At 68.0% G+C, this 25,750-nt stretch carries 19 protein-coding genes; 11 read left to right on the top strand and 8 right to left on the bottom strand.

The features are described 5' to 3' along the window. Window positions 1–352 precede the first annotated feature (352 nt). Window positions 353–1,876, bottom strand: coding sequence for a lectin (locus tag ABGB18_RS46420; RefSeq protein ID WP_347702112.1), 1,524 nt, complete (start codon window positions 1,874–1,876; stop codon window positions 353–355). A 1,041-nt stretch (window positions 1,877–2,917) separates the two neighbouring features. On the opposite strand from ABGB18_RS46420, the gene ABGB18_RS46415 reads away from it, so the two are divergent. Further along, window positions 2,918–4,504 carry a lectin gene (locus ABGB18_RS46415; RefSeq protein WP_347702111.1) on the top strand — a complete coding sequence of 529 codons (1,587 nt, stop codon included), beginning with the start codon at window positions 2,918–2,920 and terminating at the stop codon, window positions 4,502–4,504. A 173-nt stretch (window positions 4,505–4,677) separates the two neighbouring features. Here ABGB18_RS46415 and ABGB18_RS46410 read toward each other — a convergent pair whose 3' ends face one another. Further along, entirely contained in the window at window positions 4,678–5,694 is a 1,017-nt protein-coding gene (locus ABGB18_RS46410; protein WP_347702110.1) for a LacI family DNA-binding transcriptional regulator, read from the bottom strand. Window positions 5,695–6,007: 313 nt separating this feature from the next. Between ABGB18_RS46410 and ABGB18_RS46405 the strand changes: the two genes are divergently transcribed. The 5 genes from ABGB18_RS46405 to ABGB18_RS46385 all read left to right on the top strand — a co-directional run bounded on the left by ABGB18_RS46405 (window position 6,008) and on the right by ABGB18_RS46385 (window position 11,762). Continuing rightward, a complete protein-coding gene (locus ABGB18_RS46405; protein ID WP_347702109.1) occupies window positions 6,008–7,225 on the top strand; it encodes an extracellular solute-binding protein in 1,218 nt (405 codons plus the stop codon). 4 nt (window positions 7,226–7,229) lie between these two features. Next, window positions 7,230–8,195 carry a sugar ABC transporter permease gene (locus ABGB18_RS46400; RefSeq protein WP_347702108.1) on the top strand — a complete coding sequence of 322 codons (966 nt, stop codon included), beginning with the start codon at window positions 7,230–7,232 and terminating at the stop codon, window positions 8,193–8,195. After that, entirely contained in the window at window positions 8,192–8,998 is an 807-nt protein-coding gene (locus tag ABGB18_RS46395; RefSeq protein WP_347702107.1) for a carbohydrate ABC transporter permease, read from the top strand. The genes ABGB18_RS46400 and ABGB18_RS46395 overlap by 4 nt, the downstream gene beginning before the upstream one ends. A 17-nt stretch (window positions 8,999–9,015) precedes the next feature. After that, window positions 9,016–10,686, top strand: a complete 1,671-nt coding sequence (locus ABGB18_RS46390; RefSeq protein ID WP_347702106.1) for a trehalase family glycosidase — start codon at window positions 9,016–9,018, stop codon at window positions 10,684–10,686. 68 nt (window positions 10,687–10,754) lie between these two features. After that, the gene (locus ABGB18_RS46385) at window positions 10,755–11,762 is read left to right on the top strand and encodes a LacI family DNA-binding transcriptional regulator (RefSeq protein WP_347702105.1); all 1,008 of its coding nucleotides are present in this window, start codon (window positions 10,755–10,757) and stop codon (window positions 11,760–11,762) included. A gap of 59 nt (window positions 11,763–11,821) precedes the next feature. On the opposite strand, the gene ABGB18_RS46380 is transcribed toward ABGB18_RS46385, so the two are convergent. Beyond that, on the bottom strand, window positions 11,822–12,889 hold the full coding sequence (locus ABGB18_RS46380) for a LacI family DNA-binding transcriptional regulator (RefSeq protein WP_347702104.1): 1,068 nt from the start codon (window positions 12,887–12,889) through the stop codon (window positions 11,822–11,824). Window positions 12,890–13,035: 146 nt separating this feature from the next. Here ABGB18_RS46380 and ABGB18_RS46375 point away from each other — a divergent pair, with 146 nt between their 5' ends. The 3 genes from ABGB18_RS46375 (at window position 13,036) to ABGB18_RS46365 (ending at window position 16,141) form a co-directional block, all read left to right on the top strand. Further along, the gene (locus tag ABGB18_RS46375; RefSeq protein WP_347702103.1) at window positions 13,036–14,397 is read left to right on the top strand and encodes an extracellular solute-binding protein; all 1,362 of its coding nucleotides are present in this window, start codon (window positions 13,036–13,038) and stop codon (window positions 14,395–14,397) included. A 62-nt stretch (window positions 14,398–14,459) separates the two neighbouring features. Next, window positions 14,460–15,320 carry a sugar ABC transporter permease gene (locus tag ABGB18_RS46370; protein WP_347702102.1) on the top strand — a complete coding sequence of 287 codons (861 nt, stop codon included), beginning with the start codon at window positions 14,460–14,462 and terminating at the stop codon, window positions 15,318–15,320. Then, on the top strand, window positions 15,317–16,141 hold the full coding sequence (locus ABGB18_RS46365; RefSeq protein WP_347702101.1) for a carbohydrate ABC transporter permease: 825 nt from the start codon (window positions 15,317–15,319) through the stop codon (window positions 16,139–16,141). The genes ABGB18_RS46370 and ABGB18_RS46365 overlap by 4 nt, the downstream gene beginning before the upstream one ends. A gap of 209 nt (window positions 16,142–16,350) precedes the next feature. Here ABGB18_RS46365 and ABGB18_RS46360 read toward each other — a convergent pair whose 3' ends face one another. The 4 genes from ABGB18_RS46360 to ABGB18_RS46345 form a co-directional block, all read right to left on the bottom strand. Next, window positions 16,351–16,551: a substrate-binding domain-containing protein gene (locus ABGB18_RS46360; RefSeq protein ID WP_347702100.1), complete on the bottom strand. Its 201-nt coding sequence runs from the start codon at window positions 16,549–16,551 to the stop codon at window positions 16,351–16,353. Beyond that, window positions 16,548–16,862: a LacI family DNA-binding transcriptional regulator gene (locus ABGB18_RS46355; protein ID WP_347702099.1), complete on the bottom strand. Its 315-nt coding sequence runs from the start codon at window positions 16,860–16,862 to the stop codon at window positions 16,548–16,550. The genes ABGB18_RS46360 and ABGB18_RS46355 overlap by 4 nt, the downstream gene beginning before the upstream one ends. Window positions 16,863–17,216: 354 nt before the next feature. Next, window positions 17,217–18,674 (bottom strand): non-reducing end alpha-L-arabinofuranosidase family hydrolase, encoded by a 1,458-nt coding sequence (locus ABGB18_RS46350; RefSeq protein WP_347702098.1) that lies wholly within the window; start codon window positions 18,672–18,674, stop codon window positions 17,217–17,219. 238 nt (window positions 18,675–18,912) lie between these two features. Then, a complete protein-coding gene (locus ABGB18_RS46345; protein ID WP_347702097.1) occupies window positions 18,913–20,889 on the bottom strand; it encodes an RICIN domain-containing protein in 1,977 nt (658 codons plus the stop codon). A 974-nt stretch (window positions 20,890–21,863) separates the two neighbouring features. Between ABGB18_RS46345 and ABGB18_RS46340 the strand changes: the two genes are divergently transcribed. Together ABGB18_RS46340 and ABGB18_RS46335 are read left to right on the top strand one after the other, a co-directional pair. Beyond that, the gene (locus tag ABGB18_RS46340) at window positions 21,864–22,022 is read left to right on the top strand and encodes a hypothetical protein (RefSeq protein WP_347702096.1); all 159 of its coding nucleotides are present in this window, start codon (window positions 21,864–21,866) and stop codon (window positions 22,020–22,022) included. A 205-nt stretch (window positions 22,023–22,227) separates the two neighbouring features. Further along, window positions 22,228–25,011: a glycoside hydrolase N-terminal domain-containing protein gene (locus ABGB18_RS46335; RefSeq protein ID WP_347702095.1), complete on the top strand. Its 2,784-nt coding sequence runs from the start codon at window positions 22,228–22,230 to the stop codon at window positions 25,009–25,011. 176 nt (window positions 25,012–25,187) lie between these two features. On the opposite strand, the gene ABGB18_RS46330 is transcribed toward ABGB18_RS46335, so the two are convergent. After that, the coding region (locus tag ABGB18_RS46330) for a ricin-type beta-trefoil lectin domain protein (protein WP_347702094.1) at window positions 25,188–25,750 on the bottom strand (563 nt) is incomplete at its 5' end.

Raw genomic sequence — 25,750 nt, 5'->3', positions numbered from 1 at the left:
GCCGCCGGGATCTCGACGAAGGACGGGGATATGCCACGGGCATGCTGCTTCCCTCCAGGGGACGAGAGGTGGCCGGACATTCGGTCCGGCCGTTTTCACATTTGCAACGATCGTAGAAACATATGCAACGATGTCAATAGTCGGTTGCATATCATGTTTTCTACGTTGCATAATATGCAACAATGACCCGTCTCTAGCGGTCGGCGCCGCGTCGCGCACAAGGGGCTTCCTGACCTGCGAAGCCGCAGGAGTGGCGATCGTAGGACGGCTTCACGGGCGGAGCCGGTCCGCTGTCGAACCGATTCGCGCACAGGCCGCCGTCCGCGCGTTCGTGTCGGAAGTGATCTTCGGATCAGCGGTAGCCGGCGGAGACGATGTTGGCCTGCACCGCGTTCTCCGTGGCATCGGACGGGTAACCCGAGACCATGGCTCCCTCGTAGAAGGTTCCCGCGCTGAGGTTGGCGCCTCCGTCGGGTTTGCAGCAGTCACCGCCGCTTCCCAGGATGATGGCCCCCTGCTTCTTCATCGGGCTGTATCCCGGAGGAAGCGAGCCGTCGTAAAGGGTGTACAGGCCGCCCGACTGCGCGTTGCTTCCCTTGATGGCGAAGCGCGACGTCCCGTTGTTCTTGAGCGTCGCGGTGACGAACTTGCTGGTGAACGCCCTCTGGTTCGAGTTCCAGGACTGGCTGCCTCCGGGGAACAGTCCCCACTCCAGGTCTGCTTGGACCCAGGGGCCGGTTCCTGAGCAGCCGCCGAACCAGCACTGCTTGCTGAAGTTGATCGCGTCCATCGCTCCGGCGGCGTCGGCCTTGCGCGTCGTCTCGCTGTTGCCATAGTCGAAGCAGCAGCCGCTGTTGACGTGCGTGCCGCTGGTCACCATGTACATGCCTTCGGGCGCGCTGCCGGTCGGGACACCCGTCAGGTGACCGTCCCTCCAGTAGCTGTTGCCGGGGTTGATGTACAGCGAGTACGCCTTGTCGCCGCCGACCGTCAATGACTCCGAGGTCGCGACCGCGGGTTTGCTCTGGGGCGAGCCGGGGACCACGCTCGATCCCTGGTACCACAGGTCGTTCCCCTTCCCGGACTGGTCGTAGACGACGGTGACCACGCAGGAGGTGCCGGCGCAGAACGAGTCCTGGGCCGCGGCGTTGGCGGAGCCGCCCGCGATCAGGACGGCGATGTCCCTGGTCGTGTTGTCGGAGGAGCGCCTGACCTGGTAGAGCTTGCCGTTGTACGAACCGTAGAGCGCCCGCACCGTGCTGTGCGCGGCCACACAGGGTGTACCGCCCGAAGCGTAGATGTCGCAGGGACGCGCGCCGGCCGGTGTCGTGGGCGGCGTACTCGGGCCCGCCGTGGTGTTCCACTTCTGGTTGGCCTGTCCGTTGCAGGTCCACAGGATGACGGGGGTGCCGTTGGCGGTGCCGGCTTGGTTCACGTCCAGGCACAGGCCCGACTGGGTGCCGGTGATGGAGCCGTCGGAGTTCTGCCGCCACCTCTGGTTGGCCTGGCCGTTGCACGACCAGATGATCACCTGAGTTCCGGGTGAGGTCTGGTTGCCGTACGCGTCCACACATCGTGTGCCGTTCAACGTCCGCAACTCGCCCGCGGAAGTGAACTCGAACACCTGGTTGGCCTGACCGTTGCAGTCCCAGATGTCGAGCGCGGTGCCCAGCGTGTCGACATCGCCCTTCACGTCCAGGCAGCGTCCCGAAGCGGAGCTGACCAGCGGCGCCGCCGCGGCTGAGGCCGGCATCGTCCAGATCAGCGCGGTCGCCAGCACGGTGGCCGGCATGGCCACCAGGCATCCGGCGACGGCCACCGGTGAACGCCGCCGCGGAACGGCATGGTCGGGCAGGGGAACGGATGAAGGCTGCACTGCTCTCCTCCTTGGGGGGTGAACCGGCGTGGCCGAACCGCCGGAGCCGCGGCTGCCGACGGCCGCCCCGGCGAATGACGTCGTGGGTGTCGGCTGCGGATCCAGCGTTGGTGGATCCCGCCGTTGCGGGGCCCAATGACGGGTTCGGTGCGTGACGATGGAGTAGGTCGGCATGTCCAGGCGACTTGGTCGCTCCCACGACGGTGCGGGTGCCGTCGCCGTCGAAGCGCCACCGCTGGTGTTCCACGACGCCCGGCCTCGTCACCCAGGCGACGGCCGTCATGGCGTCGCGCTTGGGGCTCCTGCCGCGCACCACCGACTCCGGCAGGAGGAAGCCTTGGGGCCTTAGTGTGGAAACAGCGACGTAACATGTCAAGGCCATTTACGAATCGATTCGACTTCTACGCCGCCTCTCGGCCGCGCCTGTGCCGGCGACCAGGCGGCCAAGCTGCGCCGCCACGGGATGAACGTTCCATCCTCTGGTCTCCCGTGCCGGCGGACCTGCCCCTCGTCAGGGCGGATGGGCCACCTCGGCGAGGCGAGGAACCACGAGGTGATCGGATGGGGGCCTTGACACATCCAGTTGCGTCGTATTTGCTCCGCCATACCACCACCTCAGCGGCTCGCCCGAAAGAGGACCCTTATCGAACGATGTTGTTAACGCTAACAATCCATGCGCCCGCTTCAGGAACGGCCGGCCTTGCGACAGAGAGGGGGTTCCGCGTCCTCACGAGACGAGGGGGCGTGCGGCTCGCCACCTTGAGGGTGGATCGCCCCACCTCGGCTTGTCCCGGCGGACGCCGACGCGGCGACATGGAAGATCGCCAAGCGCCTCCTCCAGTGTCGGCGCCTTGAGGGGCGGTGCTTCTCCCGCGTCCTCCTGACCCGCATGGCCGAACGGGTCAGTACATCGGCGCCGCCCGTGCACTGGCAGGCGCCGTCGGCGTCAACCGCTTGAGCATGACCGCGGTACTGGACCGCCCCTTCGGTAAGTCCGCCGGATCGTCATGAAGTCCCGACACGAGCAGGCAGAGGAATCAGATGCGCAGATTATTCGGATTTGCACTGGCAGCGATCCTGGCCTCCGGGTCCCTGGTCGCGGTCAGTGGTGCCGTGTCGCCGGTCGCCGCTCTCGACAACGGGCTGGCACGAACCCCTCAGATGGGGTGGAACGACTGGAACAGCTTCGGTTGCAACGTCAACGAGACGCTCATCCGCCAGACGGCGGACACCATGGTGTCCAGCGGCATGGCGGCGGCGGGCTACCGCTACGTCAACATCGACGACTGCTGGTCGACGAGGAGTCGCAACGCAAGCGGCGACCTGGTGGCCGACCCGCAGAAGTTTCCCAACGGCATCAAAGCCCTGGCCGACTACGTGCACTCCAAGGGGCTGAAGCTCGGCATCTACTCCTCGGCGGGGACCACCACCTGCGCGGGCTACCCGGCCAGTCTCGGAAACGAGCGCAGGGACGCCAGCCTGTGGGCCTCATGGGGCATCGACTACCTGAAGTACGACAACTGCGGTGACCACCAGGGCAGGAGCGGCCAACAGCGGTACACGGCGATGCGCGACGCGCTGGCCGCCACCGGACGCCCGATCCTGTACAGCCTGTGCAACTGGGGCCAGGAAAGCGTGTGGACCTGGGGGATGCCGGTGGGCAACTCCTGGCGCACGACAGGCGACATCCAGGCCAACTGGAACTCGATCACCGGCATTCTGGATCAGCAGGTCGGGCTTGAGGCGTACGCGGGACCGGGCGGCTGGAACGACCCCGACATGCTGGAGGTCGGCGTCGGCTCGCTGAGCGGGACCGAGGGCCGGGCGCACTTCAGCCTCTGGGCGCTGCTCAACGCCCCGCTCATCGCGGGTAACGACATCCGCTCGATGAGCGCCGAGACCCGCACGACACTCACCAACACCGAGGTCATCGCGGTCAACCAGGACTGGGGCGGCCGGCAGGGCCACAAGATCAGCGACAACGGGAACCTGGAGGTCTGGCGCAAGCCGATGTCCAACGGCTCGGTCGCCGTCGTCCTGCTCAACCGAGGCACCTCGACCTCGACGGTGACCACCACGGCCTCCGCCGTGGGACTGGGCTCCGTGCCCTCCTACTCGGTACGTGACCTATGGGCGCACACCACCTCTTCCTCGTCCGGCACGATCAGCGCGTCGGTGCCCGGGCACGGCGCCGCGATGTACGTCGTGACCGGAGGGGGCATCGTCACGCCGCCTCCCACGGCCACCGGCACGATCAAGGGTGTCGCCTCTGGCCGGTGTGTGGACGTCACGGGCGCCTCCCAGGCCAATGGGACGCTGGTAGAGATCTGGGACTGCAACGGGCAGGCCAACCAGCAGTGGACGCTCACGAGTGCCGGTGAACTGCGGGTGTACGGGAGCAAGTGCCTGGACGTCTACAACCGCGGCACGGCCGACGGCACGGCTGTGATCATCTGGGACTGCAACGGGCAGTCCAACCAGCAGTGGCGGATCAACACCGACGGCAGCATCACCGCCGTCGGCGCGAACAAGTGCCTGGACGTGCCGAACAACGCCACCGCCAACGGCACCAAGTTGCAGATCTGGACCTGCAACGGGCAGGCCAACCAGCGCTGGACCCGCGCCTGAGGTCTCGCAGGAGCCGTCGACCGTCGTCGACCGGCTTGGCGGGGAGCCTTCGGGCTTTCCCCGCCCTCCCATGCCCGCCCTCTCATGCCCGCGCGCGAGGCGGAGCAGGGCGGCCGTTCCTCCAGGCACGCCGCCGCGCCACCGAAAGATCCGGGGGTCTGCCGCCGGGTGGGTCAGCCGCGTGGGCGGGCGGGTCCGGTCGTGCCGCGCAGTGAGATCGGCGGGGTGGCGAGAATGTGCCGGTGCGGGGTTGTGGGGTCGGCGATGCGCTGGATGAGCAGTTCGACGGCGCGGGCGCCCATCTCGTCGGCGGGGACGTCGGCGGCGGTGAGCGGCGGGTGCAGGTTCTCGGCCCAATGCTGGGCGGCGACACCGGCGACGGAGAAGTCTCCCGGCACGTTCAGGCCCGCTTCGACCAGCGCACGGTACATGCCCGACACCGCCGCCTCGTTGATGGTGGCGATGGCGGTCAACTCCGGGTGCTCGGCGAGAAGTCGCCCCAGGCAGGACTGCCCGGCCTGGGCGTCGTCGGCACAGCAGACCTGCACGCCGTGCAGGCCGCGTTCGGCGACGGCCCGTTGGAAGCCGGCCTGCGCGCGGTGGCCGGGGCCGTATCCTGCGGCGACCAGCTCGGCGTTGCGATTGACCAGCGCCAGATGCCGGTGGCCCAGGTCGGCCAGGTGGTGGACGCACTTGGCGATGAGCGTCTCGTAGTCGAGGTCCACCCAGGACATGTCCTCCGGGTGGCGGGTGCGGCCGATCCCGACGAAGGGAAGGCCGCTTTGCAGCAGGCGGGTGACCCGGTCGTCCTCCAGCCGGATCTCCATGACAATGACGCCGTCCACGCGCCGGCCGGTGACGACGCGTTCGAAGGAGCGGTCGTGCTCTCCGCCCGAGGGTGACAGCAGGACGTCCAGGTCGGCGTGGGCGGCGGCGTCGACCACGCTGGCGACGAAGCCGAGCTGCATGTCGGTCAGGCGCTGGCTGGCCGGTGGGATGACCAGGCCGATGGTGCGGGTGCGGCCCTCCTTCAGCGCCCTGGCGGCGGCGTTGGGCCGGTAGCCCAGCTCGTCGATGACCGTCTGGATGCGGCGTTTCGTCTCCTCGGACACCGGGCGCTTGCCCGTGAGCGCGTACGAGACGGTGCTGCGCGACACTCCCGCCCGCCTGGCGATCTCTCCGATGTTCACGCGTACCCTTCGTCTTCCGAACCGCCGATCGGTGACCATCGTAGGTCGAATCGGTTCATGGGGGAGTGCGCTGCCGGAATTCGAGACGAGCATGTGTCGCGGTCGTGCGTGCCGGGCAACATCTCCGCAACCTTGCCGTGCCTTCCCATTGACTGTCGTGATGAGCTGGCCTATGTTCGGTCGAACCGATTCGGCGAACCGATTCGACTTGTGTGCAGCAGCCGTGCAGCGCCTGTCTTCGGAGGTCAGTTCAATGAGATCAGCGGCAAGGAGTCGGCGTGCGGCCGGCACGAGTCTGGCGGTTCTGGCCGCCGTGAGCGGGCTGGTGGCCTGCTCGTCATCGTCCAACGGCGACGAGGGCGGCTCGGCGAGCGCGAGTCAGGCCGCGGGAGGCGGAACCTACGAGATCTGGGACCCGTACCCGCAGTACGACAAGAGCTCGGAATGGGTGAAGTTGCTGGACAAGTGCGGCACGGACGCCGGGGTCAAGGTCGAGCGCACGGGTTACGACACCAGTGACCTGACGAACAAAGCGCTCCTGGCGGCCCAGCAGGGCAACTCGCCGGACGTGCTGATCGTGGACAATCCGGTCGTTTCCACACTGGCCGAAGCAGGGGTGCTCACCACCACCGAGGAGAACAAGCTCGACGTCTCGGCGATCGCGCCGAACCTGCTGGCGGCCGGGCAGAGCGGCGGCAAGAGCTATGGCGTCCCGATCGGTGCCAACACCCTGGCGCTGTACTACAACAAGGAGGTCCTGAAGAAGGCCGCGGTGGACATCGCCTCGGTGAAGGACTGGGCCTCGCTGACGTCGGCGCTGGAGAAGGTGAAGGCGTCGGGCAAGAAGGGCATCACGTTCTCGGCCATCGGCACGGAGGAGGGCAGCTTCCAGTTCCTGCCCTGGTTCTGGGGCTCGGGCGCGAATCTCACCAAGCTCGACTCGCCCGAGGGCGTCTCCGCCGTGGCGCTGTGGACCGACTGGCTGAAGCAGGGCTACGCCCCCAACTCGGTCATCAACAACACGCAGACCACGAGCTGGCAGGAGTTCGCGAGCGGCGACTTCGCCTTCGCCGAGAACGGCACCTGGCAGCTCGCCAACGCCAAGAAGGCCGGTTTCGAGTACGGCATCATCCCGGTTCCCGGCAAGGACGGCGGCACCGCGCCCGCGCCCACCGGCGGTGAGTTCGTCAGCGTCCCCGTGCAGTCCGACACCGGCCGCTACGCCACCTCGCGGACGCTGGTGACCTGCCTGACCAGTGCCGACAACTCGCTCGCCACGACCACCACCCTCTCCTACGTCGCGCCCACGGAAGCGGTGCAGGCCAAGCAGGTGGCGGCCACGCCCGACCTGCGGGTGTGGGTGGACGCGGTGAAGGCGGCCAAGGGCCGCACCAGCGACGATCTGGGCACCAAGTACCCGAAGATCTCCGAGCCGATGTGGGGCGCGGTCCAGGCGGCGCTGAGCGGGTCCAAGTCTGCCCAGGAAGCGATGACAGCGGCGCAGTCGGCGGCGGCGAGCGCGATCCAGTAGCACCATGAGCCGAGTCACACAGACGCATGCGCGTCCTGCCGCCTGCGGCTCCGTACCGGCGAGGGGGCGGAACCGCCGGGCGGGACGCGCCCGGTCGGGTCAGTGGGCGGCCTGGGCATTTCTCGCCCCGGTCGTGCTCTACCTGCTGGTGTTCTACGCCTATCCGCTCTATCGCAACGTCGAGCTGAGCCTGCGCGACTACACCGTGCGCTCCTTCGTTCAGGGCGACGCGCCGTTCGCGGGGCTGGCCAACTACGCGAAAGTGTTCGCCGATGCGACCTTCGGGCCCGCGCTCTGGCACACGGTGGTGTTCACGCTGGTGTCGCTGGCCTTCCAGTTCACCGTCGGGCTCGCGCTGGCGTTGTTCTTCCTGAAGAACTTCCGGCTGTCGGCCACGCTCCGGGGGTTGTTCCTGGTGCCGTGGCTGCTGCCGCTGATCGTGTCGGCCTCCACGTGGTCGTGGATGCTCAACAGCGACTCGGGCGTGGTCAACGCGGTGCTGAGCTGGTTCGGGATCGCGCCGGTGAACTGGCTGACCTCGCCGGACTGGGCGCTGTGGTCGGTCATCGCCGCCAACATCTGGATCGGCATCCCGTTCAACCTCGTGGTGCTGTACTCCGGACTGCAGGCGATCTCGCCGGATCTGCACGAGGCCGCCGCGCTGGACGGCGCCAACGGCTGGCAGCGGTTCTGGAAGGTGACGTTCCCGCTGCTGCGGCCGGTGTCGGCGATCACGCTGCTGCTCGGCCTGGTGTACACGCTGAAGGTGTTCGACATCATCTGGATCATGACCAAGGGCGGGCCGAGCGGCGCCTCGACCACCTTCGCGACCTGGTCCTACCGGCTTGGATTCGGCAACCTGGTGCCGTCCTTCGGCCCCGGCGCCGCAGTCGGCAACCTGCTCATCGTGACGGCGCTCGTCTTCGGGCTGATCTACATCCGCGCGCAGCGAAGGCGGACTCCGGCATGAGGCACCTCAAGACCGCGATCGGGCTGGTGCTCACCGCGGTGATGCTGTTCCCGGTCTACTGGATGATCAACGTGTCGTTCACCCGTGACCAGGACATGCGCAAGAGCCCGCCGAACTGGTTCCCGGTCGACGGCACGCTGGACGGTTACCGGGCGGTACTGGACCAGCAGCTGCCCTATCTGGGGGTGAGTCTCGTCGTCGGGCTGGGCACGGTGGCCCTGACCCTGCTGCTCGCGGCGCCGGCGGCGTACTCGCTGGCCAAGCTGCGCCCGCGCGGCGGCGGGGCGCTGAGCTTCGTGCTGCTGATCGCGCAGATGATTCCGGGGATCATCATGGCGATGGGTTTCTACGCCATCTTCCTCAGCACCGGCGTGCTCAACACCGTCCCCGGACTGATCGTGGCCGACTCCACCCTCGCGGTGCCGTTCGCGGTACTGATCCTCACCACGTTCATGTCCGGCATTCCGGAAGAGCTGCTGCAGGCCGCTCGTACCGACGGCGCCGGGGTGGTGCGCACCTTCTGGTCCATCGTGCTGCCCGTCAGCCGCAACTCGATCATCACGGTGTCGTTGTTCGCGTTCCTGTGGGCATGGTCGGACTTCATCTTCGCCAGCACCCTCGACCAGGGCGGCGAAAGCCAGCCGATCACGCTCGGCATCTACCACTACATCGGCAACAACAACCAGGAGTGGAACGCCATCATGGCGACCGCCGTGGTCGCCTCCATCCCCGCCTCCATCCTGCTCGTTGTAGCCCAGCGCTATGTTGCCGCCGGCGTCACCGCGGGCGCAGTCAAGGACTAAGAAGGGACCCCCACTTCATGACCGTCGCCGCTTCAGGCCCGGTGTTCTCCCTGCGGGAAATCCCGTTCAGCTTCCGCGGATCGTGGTTCGGCTTCTCGCCCGTGGTGGCGGAGAAGACGTACGCCGAGGACGTCCACCTGGTCTCTCACCAGACCGGTATGCACCCGATCTTGCGGCTTGTCCCCACCGCCGACACCGCCATCACCGCCACCCCGCACCAGCTCACCTGGAGCGGCGACGACGGCAGGATCGACCTCGCCTACGAGAGGCCCGACACCGTACGGGTCACAGGCCGCGGCCTGGGACTCCGCCTGCTGGCCGCCGACCCCGTGCTGACGCCGTTCAGCGGGCCGTACTTCTACCAGGACCCTGTCGACGGGTCCCATGTCTTCACCGTCTACCAGACCGGCCGCCGCTACCGGATCACGCTCCTCGGCGGGCAGGCCGAACACTTCGGCACCCAGGCGCTGGGTATCGCCGAACGCGGCCTCCTCCTCAGCGGTGACTGGGAGATCGCCATCGAGGAGTACGAGACCGCCCGTGCCCCCTACGCGAGCACGGACGTCTTCGAGCACGTGGTCAAGTCGGCGCGGGCGGAGTTCGATGCGTTCGCCGCGGCGGTGGCGCCCTGGCGCAGCGATCGCACGCCCGCCGCCGAGCTGGCCGCCTATGTGCTGTGGTCGGCGACCGTCCACCCGGCAGGCTTCGTCACCCGGCCCGCCGTGCTGATGTCCAAGCACTGGATGGACAAGGTGTGGAGCTGGGACCACTGCTTCAACGCCATCGCCCTCGCCGGCGGCCTGCCGGAGCTGGCCTGGGACCAGTTCCGGCTGCCCTTCGACCACCAGGACGCCGCCGGCGCGCTGCCCGACTCCGTCACCCACTCCGAGATCCTCTACAACTTCGTCAAGCCCCCGATTCACGGCTGGGCCCTGCGCCACCTCCCCGCGGCACCCGACCCGGCCGAGACCTACCGGCTGCTGGAACGCTGGACCACCTTCTGGCTCGACGCCCGCCGCGCCCCCGGCCGGGCCCTGCCGCACTACCAGCACGGCAACGACAGCGGCTGGGACAACGCCACCACCTTCGATCCCGAGCGCGTCGTCGAAACCGCCGACCTGGCCGCCTTCCTCGTGCTGCAGATGCGGGAGCTGGCCCGTCTGGCCACCGACCCGGAGGCGTCCGCCCGATGGGCCGAGCGGGCGGACCGGATGCGCGACGCCCTGGTCGCGGAGCTGTGGGACGGCGAACGGTTCGTCGCCCGCGGCACGCACTCGGGGCGCACCTGGTCCAGCTCCAGCCTGCTCGACCTCATGCCGATCCTCCTGGGGGAGGAGCTGCCGCGACCCGTCCACGCGGCCCTGGCCGCCCGCATCGAGCAGCACCTGACCGCGTTCGGGCCCGCCACCGAGCTGCCCTCCTCCGAGCACTACCGGGACGACGGCTACTGGCGCGGCCCCATCTGGGCGCCCTCCACCGTCCTGATCGAAGACGGCCTGCGCCGCGCCGGATACCCGGACCTGGCCGACGAGATCAGCGCCCGCTTCCGCACGTTGTGCGAGAAGTCGGGGTTCGCCGAGAACTTCGACGCCCACACCGGGGAAGGGCTACGCGACCGCGCCTACACCTGGACGGCCAGCGCCTACCTCATCCTGGCCGCGGCGCACGAGCGGCGAAACAGGACGTGACGCCTGCTTTGACAGCGGCGGCAGCCCCTGCCTAGCCTTGTGTCGAATCGATTCGACACGGGGGCCGGATGAACATCGGGGAGATCGCCAGAAGGGCTGGCGTGTCACGCAGCACCGTCTCGTATGCGCTCAGTGGCAAGCGCACGGTCTCTGACGCGACCCGCCGGCGCATTCTGCGAATCATCGCCGAGGCCGGTTACCGTCCCAACGCCAGTGCCAGGGCTCTGGCCGAGGGGCGTACCCGTACCATCGCCCTGGTGATCCCGCCCGCGGGACCTCGGCTGACCCCCGTCCAGCTCGGCTTCGTCGCGAGTGTCGTCGCGGCCGCCGGCCGCTATGAGCTGGACGTGCTGTTGTCGCCCAGCGGCGGCGAGCGCGACCGCTCGTTCGAGCGCATCGTGGCCGGCCGCCGCGTGGACGGCGTCATTCTGATGGAGGTGCGGTTGGAGGACGCGCGGGCGGCGAGCCTGCGCGAGGCCCGCCTGCCGTTCGTGGCGATCGGCCACACCGCCGACGCCCTGCCCGGCTGCTGGGTGGATCTTGACTATGAAGGACTCGTCGCGAGCTGTGTGGAACACCTGGCCGATCTCGGTCACCGGGCGATCGCGCTGGTCAACCGGCCCCAGGAGTTCCTTGATCTCGGCTATGGTCCCGCCCGGCGAGCCCTGGACGGCTTCACCGCGGCCACGGCCGCGCGCGGGCTCGACGGCATCGCGCTCTGCTGCGCCGACGCGGCGATGGCCGGTGAGAGCTGCGTGGAGGATCTGCTGGCGACCCACCCGCAGGTCACCGGCCTCGTCACCGTCAACGAAGCCGCCCTGCCCGGCCTGGAACGTGGGCTGCGGCGACTCGGGCGTGCCATCCCCGGCCTGTTCTCTGTCACGGGCGTCGTCGGGCAGCACTGGGCCGAGGAGTTCCACCCGCCGCTCACCGCGGCCGACGTGCCGATCGTGGCGATGGCCGATCGCGCCGTCGAACTGCTCGCCGAGCGCATCTCTGACCCGGACGCGCCCGCGCGCCACGTGCTGTTGTCGCCACCGATCTCCCTGCGCGCCAGCACCGCGCCGCCGGCATAGACGCGCCTGGTCGCAGGTCCGCCGGTGAAGCGCAGCCGGTGGTGTTCAGCCGGTGGTGTTCAGCCGGACTGCGCGGACGGCGGCGCGATGGACTCGCGGCTGCGCACCGGCATGGGCACCCGGTGCACTTCACCCTGCCGATCGGGAGCCGTGTGGTCGCTGCTGATCTCGGTGAAAAGCACGTCGACGGCCTTGCGGCCGAGTTCGTAGTGCGGCAGTGCCACGCTCGTCAGCTTGGGCCGGATCCACGAGGCGATGGGATGGTCGTCGAAGGAGACGACGGACACGTCGTCGGGAACGTTGAGCCCGGCATCGTCGAGTGCCTGGTAGGCGCCCATGGCGATCCGGTCGTTGAAGCAGATCAGCGCCCGCGGCCGCGCCGTCGCGAGGAGTTTCCGCGTCGCGGCGAGGCCGTGTTCCGGCTGCCAGTCGGGGCAGGGATGACCGCCCGCCACCTTGACGCCCGCCTCGGCGAGCGCTTCCCGGATGCCGATGAGCCGTTCCACCGCCGCGACGCTCTCTGGGGGCACCTCGCTCATGCCGGGTCCCGCGCCGATCAGATAGATGTCATCGCGGTGGCCGGCGTCGAGCAGGACCCGGGCCGCGCGGCGGCCGGCCTCCACCTCGTCGGGGAGGACGGCGGGCAGGGGAGTGGGCTGCTCGGGCAGCGCGTTGAGCAGGACGGCGGGGGCGGCCGTGATGGACTTGGGCACCTTGATGGTCCTGGTGAACATCGAGGCCAGGATGAGCCCGTCCACCTGACGGTCGTGCATGGCCTGCAGCAGGAGCCGCTCGAGACCGGCGTCTCCTTCCGTCTCACCGATGAACAGCATGAAGCCACGCTCACGGGCGGCCTCGAGCGCCCCCTTGATCATGTCGCCGGCCAGCCGCGAGGTGGCGACGGTGTCGGAGACGAAGCCGATCGTCCGGGAGGTGCCCGTACGCAGGTTCACGGAGACGATGTTGGGCCGGTACTGCAGTTCGTCGGCGGCCCGCAGGACACGCTGCTCGACATCTTGAGAGATCCGCAACTCGCGCCCGCGGCCCGACAGGACCAGTGAGGCGGTCGGGCGGGAGACGCCCGCGGCTTTGGCCACATCGGCCAGCGTGACCCGGCGAGGGCTCACCCAGGGCCTCCGATCGTCAAGAGTGAGTTACGGGGGGTTGACATCGTACGACGTGCGCCGTGAGACTATCGGGCGCTAACCCGATTTAGCGTCGGACGCGGGACATCATCCGGGTGCGAGTGTCCCAGGCAGCAGAGGAGATGCGCATGGCTCGTCGAGTTCGCCCCGGCAGGGCCGGAGCCGCACTTGTGATCGCCATGGGGACGCTGTCCGCCGCTTGCGCCGCTCCCGGCAGCAACAGCTCGCAACCCACAGCCACCGGCGCGTCGTCGCAGTCGGCAGCTCCCACCTGCGGTACGGCACCGATAACGATGAACGGCTACTTCGAGACCGGCTTCCCGCTGCCCAAGGCGCTGACCACCGAGTTCTCCAAGCAGCACCCGAACGTGACCTGGAACATCCGCGAGGACCAGTTCGCGGTGATCACCCAGAACGCCCCCCGCGTCCTGGCGGACAATCCGCCCGACCTGATGCGCCTGCCCCAGGTCTCCGAGCTCGTCAAGGACAACCTGCTGAAGGACCTCGACGGCTACGCGCAGTCCTTCGGCTGGGACAAGTGGCCGGCCTCGCAACTCGAGCAACTCCGCCTGGGCCCTGGCGGACGGCCGCGCGGACAGGGATCGCTGTACGCCCTCGGGCTCAACTTCAGCATGACCGGCGTCTTCTACAACAAGAAGCTCGCCGCCCAGATCGGGATGACCACGCCCCCCGCCACGCTGGGCGAGCTCGATCAGGTGCTGGCCAAGGCCAAGAGCGCGGGCATCACACCGATCGTGCAGTTCAACGGTGGTGCCACCGGAGGGCTGGCGTTCCCGCTGCAGAGCCTCATGGCCTCCTACGGCCCGGCCGCCCCGATCAACGACTGGATCTTCCAGAAGCCCGGCGCCACCATCGACACCCCGTCCAACCTGCAGGCCGCCCAGCACCTGGAGAAATGGATCAAGGCGGGCTACTTCCAGAAGGATGTCAACGCGGTCGACTACGCGACCATGATGAGCCGCTTCATCGACGGCCAGGGCCTGTTCATGTTCAACGGCGACTGGGAGTCGGGCAAACTCGACAAGCAGATGGCGGGCAACGTCGGCTTCTCCCTGATGCCGCCGGCGCGGCAGGGCGGCAAGCTCGCCGCCATGTCGGCGCCTTTGGCCTTCGGGATCGCCGCGACCGCGAAGAACGCCGACTGCGCCGCCTCCTTCCTCAACTGGGTGGCCACCGACAGGCAGGCCCGCGAGATCGGCGTCGAGGTCGGCGGATCGCGCCCGATGGGACCGGCCGACGCGTACATGCCTGAGGTGGCCGCGGACAAGGTCACCGCCGGCACCCTGGCGGCCGGGGCGGACATCGCCAAGGACAACAGCGCGATGGACTTCATCGCCAACGCCACCGGCGCCATCTACGCCAAGAGCTGGACCCCCAACCTGCAGAAGCTGGTGGCCGGCGAGCAGACGCCGCAAGGGCTGCTGAAGACGGTCCAGGCCGACTACGCCGGCCAGCTTGAAGGGAACTGAGCGCGTTGATGGCCCGGCCTGTCACCGCCCGGTCCGTACACCGGCGACCGGCTGCCACCAGAATGCGCGGGCTGGTCGGCTGGCTGTTCATCATCCCGGCGCTCGCCTTCTACGCGGTCTTCGTCCTGCGCCCGGTCGCCCTGACGTTCCAGTACTCGCTGTACGAGTGGGACGGCATCGGTCCGTCCACCTGGGCGGGCGTGGCCAACTACGGCAAGGTGTTCACGGACCCCGACCTGTTCGACTCCCTGATCAACGCCTTCGAACTGATCGTCTTCTTCAGCGCGATCCCGGTCGTGCTCGGCCTGGCGATCGCCGCCACCATCAGGCGCGTCGCCGAGAGCCGGCTCGCCCTCGTGGCGCGGACCGTGCTCTTTCTGCCGCAGGTCATCCCGTTGGTGGCCGCCGGCATCGCGTGGAGTTGGCTGCTGGCCTCCACCGGAGTGATCAACCAGCTCCTCTCGCTCATCGGCCTCGGCAGGGTGACCCGGGCCTGGCTGGGCGACTTCGCCACCGCCTTGCCGGCGGTCGGCATGATCGGCGCATGGGTGCTGCTCGGCCTCTGCACGCTGTTACTTCTGGCCGGCATGAGCAAGATCGACCCCGCCCTGTACGAGGCCGCCCGGCTGGACGGCGCCGGGCCGTGGCGGGAGTTCGTCTCCATCACGGTTCCCAGCCTGCGACAGGAGATCGCGGTCTGCGTCACCGTGACCGTCATCGCGGCCCTGGCGAGCTTCGACATCATCTACATCTCCACCCAGGGCGGCCCGGGCAACACGACGATGGTGCCCGGCCTGCAGATCTTCTACCTGGCCTTCTCGGAACGCGAGGTAGGGACCGCCTCGGCCCTGGCCATGGTCCTCATGCTCCTCGTGATCGCCTGCGCCCTTCCCATCCAGTGGTTCGCCAAGGACGGCCGATGATCACCTCGTGGCGGGAGGCCTGGACCGGCAGGCTGCTGCTCGTCGTCATGATGGCGGTCACGCTCCTGCCGTTCCTCAGCCTGTTCGTCACCGCCCTGCACCCCTCCGGCACGTACCCGGCCGGACTCGCCTGGCCCGACCACCCGCAGTGGGGCAACTTCCTGCTGGCCTTCCGAGCCGCGAACATGGGCGAGTTGCTGAAGTCCAGCATCCTCATCGTGCTGGGCGTGGTCCCGATCTCGATCCTGCTGGGTACGATGGCCGGCTTCGCCATCGGCCACCTGCGCGTGATCGGCAGCCGCGTGGTCTTCCTGCTGTTCGTCCTCGGCCTGACCCTGCCCTTCGAAGGCATCATCACGCCGCTGTACCACCAGATCCGGGACATGGGATTGCTGAACACCCGATGGGCGATCATCCTGCCGCTCATCGGCCTGTTCATGCCGTTCAGCGTCTTCTGGATGCGCGCCCATTTCATCAACATGCCCGCAGAGCTGTCCGAAAGCGCACGAATGGACGGCGCCAACGTATGGCAGTTGTTCCGGCGCATCCACGTCCCCCTGGCCATGCCGGCGATCTCGTCCCTGGGCATCCTGCTCTTCCTGTGGACCTGGAACCAGTTCCTGCTGGCGATCGTCCTCGTCGACGACCCGGCCGAGCGCACGATGTCCGGTGCTCTGGGCGCCTTCCAGGGACAGTGGGGAACCGACATCCCACTGCTGTGCGCGGGATCGCTGCTGATCCTGGCCCCCACGGTCGCGATCTTCCTCGTCTTCCAGCGGCACTTCGTCAAGGCTCTGCTCCAAGGCTCCCTGAAGGGCTGATGGGGCGACACATCACCTCCCACGAATGAAACCTGAGGTTGTCCATGGCCCAACGAGAACGGGGACGCACCGCACGGCATCCAGCGAGCGCTTCCGTCCCTGGGCATGCCGGCGGCCGCCATGGGCGGGGCGGCGCGACCGGCCGGCCGGCATGGGTGTACTCGTGCAGAGCAGCTCATCGTGCCGGCTCCGAAGCCCACCCTTCGGCTTCAGGCAGGCGGGGGCGCGGTGCTCTCACGTACGACGAGCTCGGTGGCCAATTCGACGCGGCTCTGTAACAGTTGCTTACCCTGGGCCAGCGTCAGCAGCATCGAGGTGGCCGCGGCGGCCATCTCGGCCAGGGGCTGGCGGATGGTGGTCAGCGGTGGGATGGCCGCCCGTACTGAGGGCAGGTCGTCGAAGCCGATCACACTGAGATCGTCCGGAATGCGTATATCCCCACCGTGAACTCGTGCTCACGAGCGACCTCGGCCACGCCTTTGGTGATTTCGACGGGATAATCGCCCTCCAACGCGTGGAAGACCAACTCCACCAGGGCGGTCGGCGTGGAACGGCGGCGCTGTCGCCGGTAGCCGTGCTGGCGGATGAGATCTTCCACCGCGGCCCGGGCCGCGGAGGACACCTCAGAACGGCCGTTCACGACTTTGGAGACCGTCGCGGTGGAAACCCCGGCCAGCTCGGCGAGCTGGGCGATGGTGAGGGGGGACGACTCCGTGGTCATGGCGGCAGTCTAGCCATGGAGTGCCGACAGGCGGGCAGCGGTGTTTCGCCAAGATCAAGACTTCTCCCGACGGCTCACTCGCCGACGGCGGTGGAGAGCTCCTGTTCTGTTCTCTCCGGCGAGGTGGCCGCAGGCCCTGGGCACGGCGGATGCTCGCAGGCGCCCTGCCCGGGACCTGGTTCACACGGTGCGCCGGCAGTGCTACGTGATCAGGGCGGGCCCGGTTTCGCACCGAGCCCGCCACACCGGCTCCACCCGGACCTGATCGCCTGCCATGAAAGCGCCTCACCCGATGGGGCATCCGCCTTTGCCGGAAACGTCAGGAACCTCCGAGCCGGACCCGTGCCACGTTCACTAGCCCTGCCGTGTCAGCAGACCCGGCCGGTAGGGCAGGAGGCCGTAGTCGCCGCCGGAGCTGGGGCTGCGTCCCTGGTAGAGCAGTTGCAGGTTGCAGGGATCGACGGTCATGGTCTGGTCGGCGCTGGTGCGGATGAGTTCGCCGTGGCTGATGTCGTTGGTCCAGGTGGCGCCGCTGTTGGCCTTGCCGGCGAAGGGGTTGCTCTCGGTGGCGGCTTGAGGTGTCCACGACCCGTTCAGGCTGGTGGCGGTGAACGAGCGGAAGTAGCGGCCCTGCGAGCCGATCGCCTCGACGAGCATGAGGTATCGGTTCTGGTTCTGGAGCTTGTAGACCTGAACGGCTTCGAACAGGTTGTTCGTCGTGTCGCTCATGATCACTGTCGAGGTGGTGCCGAAGCTGCCCGGGAAGTTGCCAATCGGCATGCTGGCCCGGTAGATCTTGCCGTTGTCCCCGGCGAAGAACAGGTACATGTTCGTGCTGTCACCGATGAGCGTCTGGTCGATGGGGCCTGTTCCGGAGCCGGAGATGCTTCCGGAGAAGAGCACCTGCTGGGATGACCAGCCGTTGGGGTTCGTGGGGTCGCTGGAGGTCCGGTAGGAGAAGGCGGTCCCGCCCCACTGGTAGGCGAGCACCCAGATGTTTCTGGGGGCGAAGTAGAGGAGCGTGGGCGCGACAGTGGCGGAGGACATCGTGTTCTGGCTGGCCGAGGCCATGTCGGACCAGTTGGTGAACAGGCTGAAGTTCATCGAGCCCCATCGCGTGCCCGTGTCGTGGGTCGTGGCGTAGACGAGATGCTGGCCGTTGTAGGGGGCGACGGTGAAGTCCTTGAGCGAGACCCACCCTGACTTCGGGGTCGCCAGCGGGCCCGTCGATGTCCAGCGGTACGAAGACGGAAGAGCGCACTGGCCGGGGTCCGGGTTGCCGCCGCCTACCTGGACGAGCTGCCACTGCTGGTTGGTGCCGCCCCAGTCGTCGTACTGGACGATGTTCGCGTTGTCGGCCGTGGAGGCGCCCTGGACTTCCAGGGCCTTGTTGCTGTGACGTGAGACGAACCTGACGTAGCCGTCCGAGCTGTCGGCCAGCCGCCACTGCTGGTTGGTGCCGTTCAGGTCTGCCCACTGGACGATCGCGCCGCCGTTGGCGGTGGAGAAGTTGTAGACGTCGAGCACCTTGCCGGAGTAGCGGGACTTGATGCGGTAGTAGCCGCCACCGGAGTCGACGAACTGCCACTGCTGCTGGTTCTGGTTGTTCCTGGTCCATTGGGTGATGCGGGCGCCGTCGTTGGTCGCGAGGTTGTAGACGTCCAGGGCCTTGCCGCTGTTGCGGTTGACCAGGACGTACCAGGCGTTGGTGTCGACGGTGGCCGCGTTGGCGGACTGCGTCTGAATGGCGACGAACAGGCTCGCCAATAAGGTGACCACCGTCGTGCAGATGGCCATGGATCTGAATTTCATGATCTGCTCCGATTCATCCGACGCGGACGAGTTGCCACTGCTGGTTGTTGCCGTTCCAGTCGTCGTACTGGACGATCGCGGCGCCGTTGGCGGTGGAGAAGGTCGTAGACGTCCAGGACCTCGACCAGCCCGGTGGTGATCAGGGACATGGACGGTGCGTGCCTTCCTGCGTCGACGGGTCGTGCCGGTGGCGCGGCCCGGTCGTCCTGCCACGACCGGGCCGGGCAGGTGACACCGGTCAGGGGGTGGTGAGGTCGAAGCGGCGGACGGTCACCGCGCCGCCGAGGGACTGGGTGGCGTAGTTGAAGATGCCGAAGCGGTAGCCCATGAAGAACTGCCAGGCGTTGTTCAAGGTGAAGGACGGGCCGAGGCTCGCGAAATTGGTGCCGTCGGTGCTGTAGGAGAAGCGGGCCTGCCTGCCGGAGCCGGGCCGGATGTCGGCGTTGACCCGCAACCAGATCCGGCCGCCGGAGATGTTCGCGCCGGCCGCCTCGGTGCCCGTGCCGGTGGTCTGCCACGAACTGTTCATGGTCAGCCCGTTGGTCATCACGACCCGGTCGACGCCGTTGTCGCGTTTGACGCCGATCCAGGCCGACTGGTCGCGCAGCATGGCCAGTCCGGCGCGGTCGCCGCCCGCCATCTGCGAGTAGTCGAGCTCGATGGTCGCCGTTGATGACGGGCCCTGGATGCGGTGGGTCAGGGTGTTGCGGGCGTTGTAGAGGTCGCCTGTGACGGTCGCGGTCTGCAGACGCAGGCCGTTGCCGGTGGAGAAGCGGCTGGTGTCGGGGTTGTGGTTCCACTCCCAGCGGTGGCCGAGGGCGCCCGAGGTGAAGGTGTCGGGGCCGATCATGGACGCCACTGTCCGGCTGGTCTGGATGTTCGGCCTCGGGTAGGTGACTCCCCAGCCGCCGTTCACGGTCTGCACAGTCGGCCAGTCGCCGGTCCAGGTGATCGGTGCGAGTGCGGGGACCCGGCCGCCGGGGTAGGCGTCAACGAACGACATGTAGTACCAGGCGCCGTTCTGGGTCTGGACGAGGCCGCCCTGGTGGGGGACGCCGCCGCCGGAGATGGGGCCGGGCATGTCGAGCAGGACCTGGCGCATCTCGTACGGGCCCCATGGCGAGGTGGAGCGGAGCACGTACTGGCCGTTGGCGGGGCGGGTCAGCCAGATATAGTAGTAGCCGTTCCGCTTGTAGAAGCGCGCGCCCTCCAGGGTGCCGACGCTGCTCGGCGTCTGGAACACCTGCTGGGCGCGCACCTGGCTGAGTCCGTCGGCCGAGAGCTGGGCCACACTGATGGTGCTGTTGCCGTAGGCGACGTACATGGTGTCGTTGGTGTCGATCAGCAGGCCGGCGTCGTAGTAGCAGTTGTTGATCTGCGAGCGCTTGGTCCAGGTGCCGTCGACGGCGGAGGCGGTGTAGACGTAGGTGCGGTTGAACTCGACGCAGCCGATCCAGTAGTAGGTGCTGTTGCTGGGCCGATAGTTCAGGGTCGAGGCCCAGATGCCCTTGACGTACGCCCGGCCGCCGTTGAGGTCGTAGGCGTTGGAGTTGAAGTCGAGCCTGGGGACCGAGTGCCCGGCGTACTCCCAGTCGACCAGGTTGTACGAGCGCAGGATCGGCGCGCCCGGCGAGTAGTGCATCGTCGAGGCCGAGTAGTAGTAGGCGTCGCCGACCCGGATGATGTCGCCGTCGGCGAAGTCCTGCCAGACCACCGGGTTGGTGTAGTTGCCACCTGGATTCGAGTCGCCGGAGACCGGGACGAGTTGCCACTGCTGGTTGTTGCCGCCCCAGTCGTCGTACTGGACGATGTTGGCGCCGTCGGCGGTGGAGGCGTTCTGCACTTCGAGGGCTTTGCTGCTGTTGCGGTTGATCAGCCGGACGTGGCCACCGGAGGAGTCGGCCAGGCGCCACTGCTGGTTGGTGCCGTTGCCGTCGGTCCATTGGACGATCGCGCCGCCGTTGGCGGTGGAGAAGTTGTAGACGTCGAGCACCTTGCCGGAGTGGCGGGACTTGATGCGGTAGTAGCCGCCGCCGGAGTCGACGAACTGCCACTGCTGCTGGTTGCCGTTGTTACGGGTCCATTGGGTGATGCGGGCGCCGTCGTTGGTCGCGAGGTTGTAGAGGTCCAGGGCCTTGCCGCTGTTGCGGTTGACCAGCACATACCACGTGTTGGGGTCGACCGTCGCGGCCGAGGCCTGAGGCGTGAGTAACACGCCCACGAAGAGAAGAGACGAGAGAACCGCGAGCACGCGTCTCACAGGAACCTCCAGAGGTTGTCACTTGTTAGCGTTAACATCCCGGTTGGGTCGCCCGCGGGATCGCGTCTGGACGGCCGGGGCGCGGGGTTTCCAGGGGAAAGCGGATATGCGGCCGCCATGGCCGTGCCGGAGCATTGAGCCGCCGGCCGGCACGGAGCTGTCGCATACGGCGAAGGGGCTGTCGTGCGCCGTCGCCGGGCGATGAGGCGGACATCCGGGTCTCCTCGGCTGGATCGCGGACGGCCAGTGATTGTTAACGCTAACATTCGGTCCTGCCGGAGCGGTGTGGCTTGTTCGCTGAGTGCGTTGTCGCGGAGTACATCCGACGGCCAGGCCCGGCGTCAACGAGGGGCAGCCCTTGCCGACCTGGGCGTTGTCATCGGAACGCCTTCCCGCCTGGAGTTTCGCCTTCGAGGAGATCACGCCGAACTGCTCGTGCATGTGAAAGTTTCACAGAAGTTACCCGTTGGCAACAGGGTAATTTGCGAGGGCTCACCAGTTAACTTGCTGACTTTCACGTCGCGCCATGCCGTCGGGCCGCTGCGTCGGAAGGTGACGAGGGCAAGCGGTCGGGCTCGCCGTACGTCAGCCTGCGAGCTGCTGCGCGGGCGCGGCTGACTACCGACTTGATCTTACTTAAGTTTCTTCCCGGTGAACGGTTGACGAGTCACGGTGCGGGATTTACCTTCCTCCAGGAGATGTTAGCGCGAACAAACGGCGCTCCGAGAGATCCCGTTCGTCTGCGACGCCCGGTGCCAGGAGGCTTGTCCGCCATGGCCTGACGTCCACGTCAACCATCCATCCCGGCCGCTCAAGGGGACGAGCGCGTGGTCATGGCGGCGCGGGAGCGCTTCCCAAGGTTGCGGAAACCGGCGGCCCATGGAAACCGAGAAGGCTCGGACCAGCGCCGACGGCCAGAAGGAGTCCGCATGACGCAAGGTCCGATCGAGCCCAGGAGCGGCGAGTGGAGATCGCTGAGCCGCGGAAACGTCCTGCGGGCCATGGGGGCCTTCGCCGGTCCTCGGCGCCGCGCTTCCCGCTCGCAGCGTGACGACCTCAACCAGCAAGGGCCCATGCGGGCCGGCTGACCGGCCAGGTCCGCTGGGCATGGCGGGCGCCACCCGGCCCTGGGCGGTGTTCTCCATACCCTCCAGGTCTTCGATGTCCTCACCCGGTGCACCGCCGTGACGCGGAAACGTCCAGTGATCCGACTCGTAGGGAACGAGAGCTGCAATGTCTGATTTGTCGCGAAGGCAAGTGTTGAGGTTCGGCGCGGCCGGAGCTGGAGCCGCGGTGCTGCCGCTGCGATGGGCGGCCGCCGCCCGCGCCGCCTCGGCGCCCCCTCCTGAGGTGCGCGCCGCCAACGATCTGGCCCTGTGGTACGACGAGAGCGCCGGCACGGACTGGCTGCGAGCCCTCCCGATCGGCAACGGCCGCCTGGGCGCCATGGTGTTCGGCAACATCGACACCGAGCGGTTGCAGCTCAACGAGGACACCGTCTGGGCCGGCGGCCCGTACGACCAGAGCAATCCCAGGGGTGCGGCGGCGCTGGGTCAGATCCGGCAGCTGGTCTTCCAGAACCAGTGGAGCCAGGCCCAGGCCATGATCGACCAGAACCTGCTGGGAAACCCGGTGGGCCAGCTCGCCTACCAGCCCATCGGCGACTTACGGCTCAGCTTCGGCAGCGCCGACGGAGTTTCCGAGTACAGCCGTTTCCTGGACCTGACCACGGCGACCACGGCTGTGTCGTATCTGCGCGCCGGCGTGCGGTACCGGCGCGAGGCGCTCGCCAGCGCGCCGGACCAGGTGATCGCGATCCGCCTGACCGCCGACCGGCCCGGCTCGGTCACGTTCTCCGCGACGTTCGCCAGTCCCCAGAGGACGACCCGCTCCAGCCCGGATGCGACCACGGTGGCACTCGACGGCATCTCGGGTGACATGGAAGGAGTGCCCGGTTCGGTCCGCTTCCTGGCGCTGGCCAGGGTCGTCGTCGAAGGCGGCAGCGTCACCAGTTCCGGCGGCACGCTGCAGGTGAGGTCCGCCGACAGCGCGACGGTGCTGATCTCCATCGGCTCCAGCTACGTCAATTTCCGTGACGTCGGTGGCGACTACCAGGGCATCGCGCGGCGCCATCTCGACGCGGCCACCGGCAGAACGTACGACGACCTGCGCGGCCGGCACGTCGCCGACTACCAGCGGCTGTTCGGGCGAACATCGCTCGACCTGGGACGCACGGCGGCGGCGGACCAGCCGACCGACGTGCGGATCGCGCAGCACGCGAGCACCGACGACCCGCAGTTCTCGGCGCTGCTGTTCCAGTTCGGCCGGTATCTACTGATCTCCTCCTCACGGCCCGGGACCCAGCCGGCCAACCTGCAGGGGATCTGGAATGATTCGCTGACGCCGGCCTGGGACTCGAAATACACCATCAACGCCAACCTGCCGATGAACTACTGGCCGGCCGACACGACGAACCTGCCGGAGTGCTACGAGCCGGTGTTCAGGATGATCGACGAGCTCGCGGTCAGTGGCGCCAGAACGGCCCGGGTGCAGTACAACGCCGGGGGCTGGGTGACCCACCACAACACCGACGCGTGGCGGGGGACGTCGGTCGTCGACGGTGCCTTGTGGGGCATGTGGCAGACCGGCGGCGCGTGGCTGGCCACCCTCATCTGGGAGCACTACACCTTCACCGGGGACCTGGAGTTCCTCCGGCAGTACTACCCCGCGATGAAAGGCGCGGCGCAGTTCTTCCTCGACACGCTGGTAGCGGAACCGAGCCTGGGCTATCTGGTCACAAACCCGTCGAACTCCCCTGAACTGGCTCACCACGCGGGCGTCAGCGTCTGCGCCGGTCCCACCATGGACAACCAGATCCTGCGAGACCTGTTCAACGGCTGTGCCCAGGCCGGCCAGGCGCTCGGCGTCGACACCGACTTCCGGGCGCGGGTCCTTGCCGCCCGCGACCGGCTCCCGCCGATGAAGACCGGCTCGCGCGGCAACATCCAGGAGTGGCTGTACGACTGGGTCGAGACCGAGCCTGCCCACCGGCACATCTCCCACCTCTACGGCCTGCACCCCAGCAACCAGATCACCAAGCGCGGCACCCCGGCGCTGTACGCCGCCGCGCGGCGCACCCTCGAACTGCGCGGTGACGACGGGACCGGCTGGTCGCTCGCCTGGAAGGTCAACTACTGGGCGCGGATGGAGGAAGGCGACCGAGCGCACACGCTGCTCCGCCTCCTGGTGACGACGGCTCGGCTGGCGCCGAACATGTTCGACCTGCACCCGCCGTTCCAGATCGACGGCAACTTCGGCGCCACGTCCGGCATCGCCGAGATGCTGCTGCAGAGCCACAACGGCGAACTGCACGTGCTGCCGGCACTCCCGTCGGCCTGGCCGAACGGAAAGGTGCAAGGTCTCCGGGGGCGTGGCGGCTACACGGTGGACACCACGTGGAGCTCTGCCACGGCCACCGAGATCCTCGTCAAGTTCGACCGCAGCGGGACGGTCAACGTGCGCAGCCGCATGCTCACCGGCACGCACCAAGTGGTCGACACCACGACCGGCGCTGCTGTCGGCATCACCAAGCCCGAGTCCGACGTCATCAGACTGACCGGCCAGGCCGGCCGCACGTACCGCGTGACGGCGCTCGGACCGCCGGCGGGTTACGTACGGATCAGCAACGTCACCACCGGCCTGGTGCTGGACAGCGGTGGCAATGTCGCCTCCGGCTCAGTGCTCAAACAATGGGACTACGACGGCAGTGCCAACCTGCAGTGGCAACTCGTGGACCTGGGCGGCGGCTGGTACCGCATCGTCAACCGGACCAACGGCATGGTCATCGACAGCTGGGGCAACACCGCCAACGGTGCGAGCGCCCGGCAGTCGGCCTGGAACGGCGGCGTCAACCAGCAGTGGCGCCTCAACAGCGTGGGCAACGGCCGCTACCAGATCATCAACCGAGGCACCAGCACCGCCCTGGACGGCATGGGCAACGGCACCGTCGGCTCCACCGTGGCCATGTGGGCGCCGAACAACAGCACCAACAACCAGTGGACGATCACGGGTGTGTGACCGTCCCGTCAAAGCCATCGCACAGTGCGGACCGTGGTCTCGACCGTCGTCCCGCGCCCTGCGATGAACCGCCGCCCGCCTCTCGGCTCGCAGGAGGCGGTGACCCACGACGGCGTGGGCCACCGTCCTGTCGTTGACCCCGGGGACGTTGTGCCCAGGGTCCGGCTCGGGCCCGATCAGCTGGTGACGGTCCATTTCTGGTTGTTGCCGCCCCAGCACGAGTAGAGCTGCAGCCCGGTTCCGTTGGCGGTGCCGGCGCCGACGGCGTCGAGGCAGAGCCCGGACTGCACACCTACGATCGTGCCGTCCGAGTTGACGCGCCATTTCTGGTTGTCGCCGCCCCAGCAGGAGTAGATCTGGATTCTGGCGCCGTTGCCCGTGCCCGCGGCGTCCAGGCACTTGCTGCCGTACACCTTCAACTCCCCGGCCGAGGACGGCGTCCACTGCTGGTTGCTCTGACCGTTGCAATCCCACAGCTGCACCGCGGTGCCGTCGGCGGTGCCGGCGTTGGGAACGTCCAGGCAGCGGCCGGAGGCCACGCTCCTGATCTGCCCCGTGCTGCCCCCGCTCGGAGGCGGCGTCGTGGTGCCGCCGCCGTTGAGCGCGTTGAGCACCGAGGTGTAGGCGGGCTTCTTGTTGCCGTTGCCGTCGAACAGCAGCGGGGTGTCGCCGGAGCGCCAGGAGTCGCTGTCGCGCACGCCCCACACGGTGATGCCGACGCATCGGGGCACGGCCAGGC

Origin of the sequence: Nonomuraea sp. B12E4, assembly GCF_039871825.1 — a bacterium.
Taxonomy (GTDB): domain Bacteria; phylum Actinomycetota; class Actinomycetes; order Streptosporangiales; family Streptosporangiaceae; genus Nonomuraea.
Note: the sequence above shows the minus strand (reverse complement) of the source record. Positions and strands in the feature narration are given on the sequence as shown.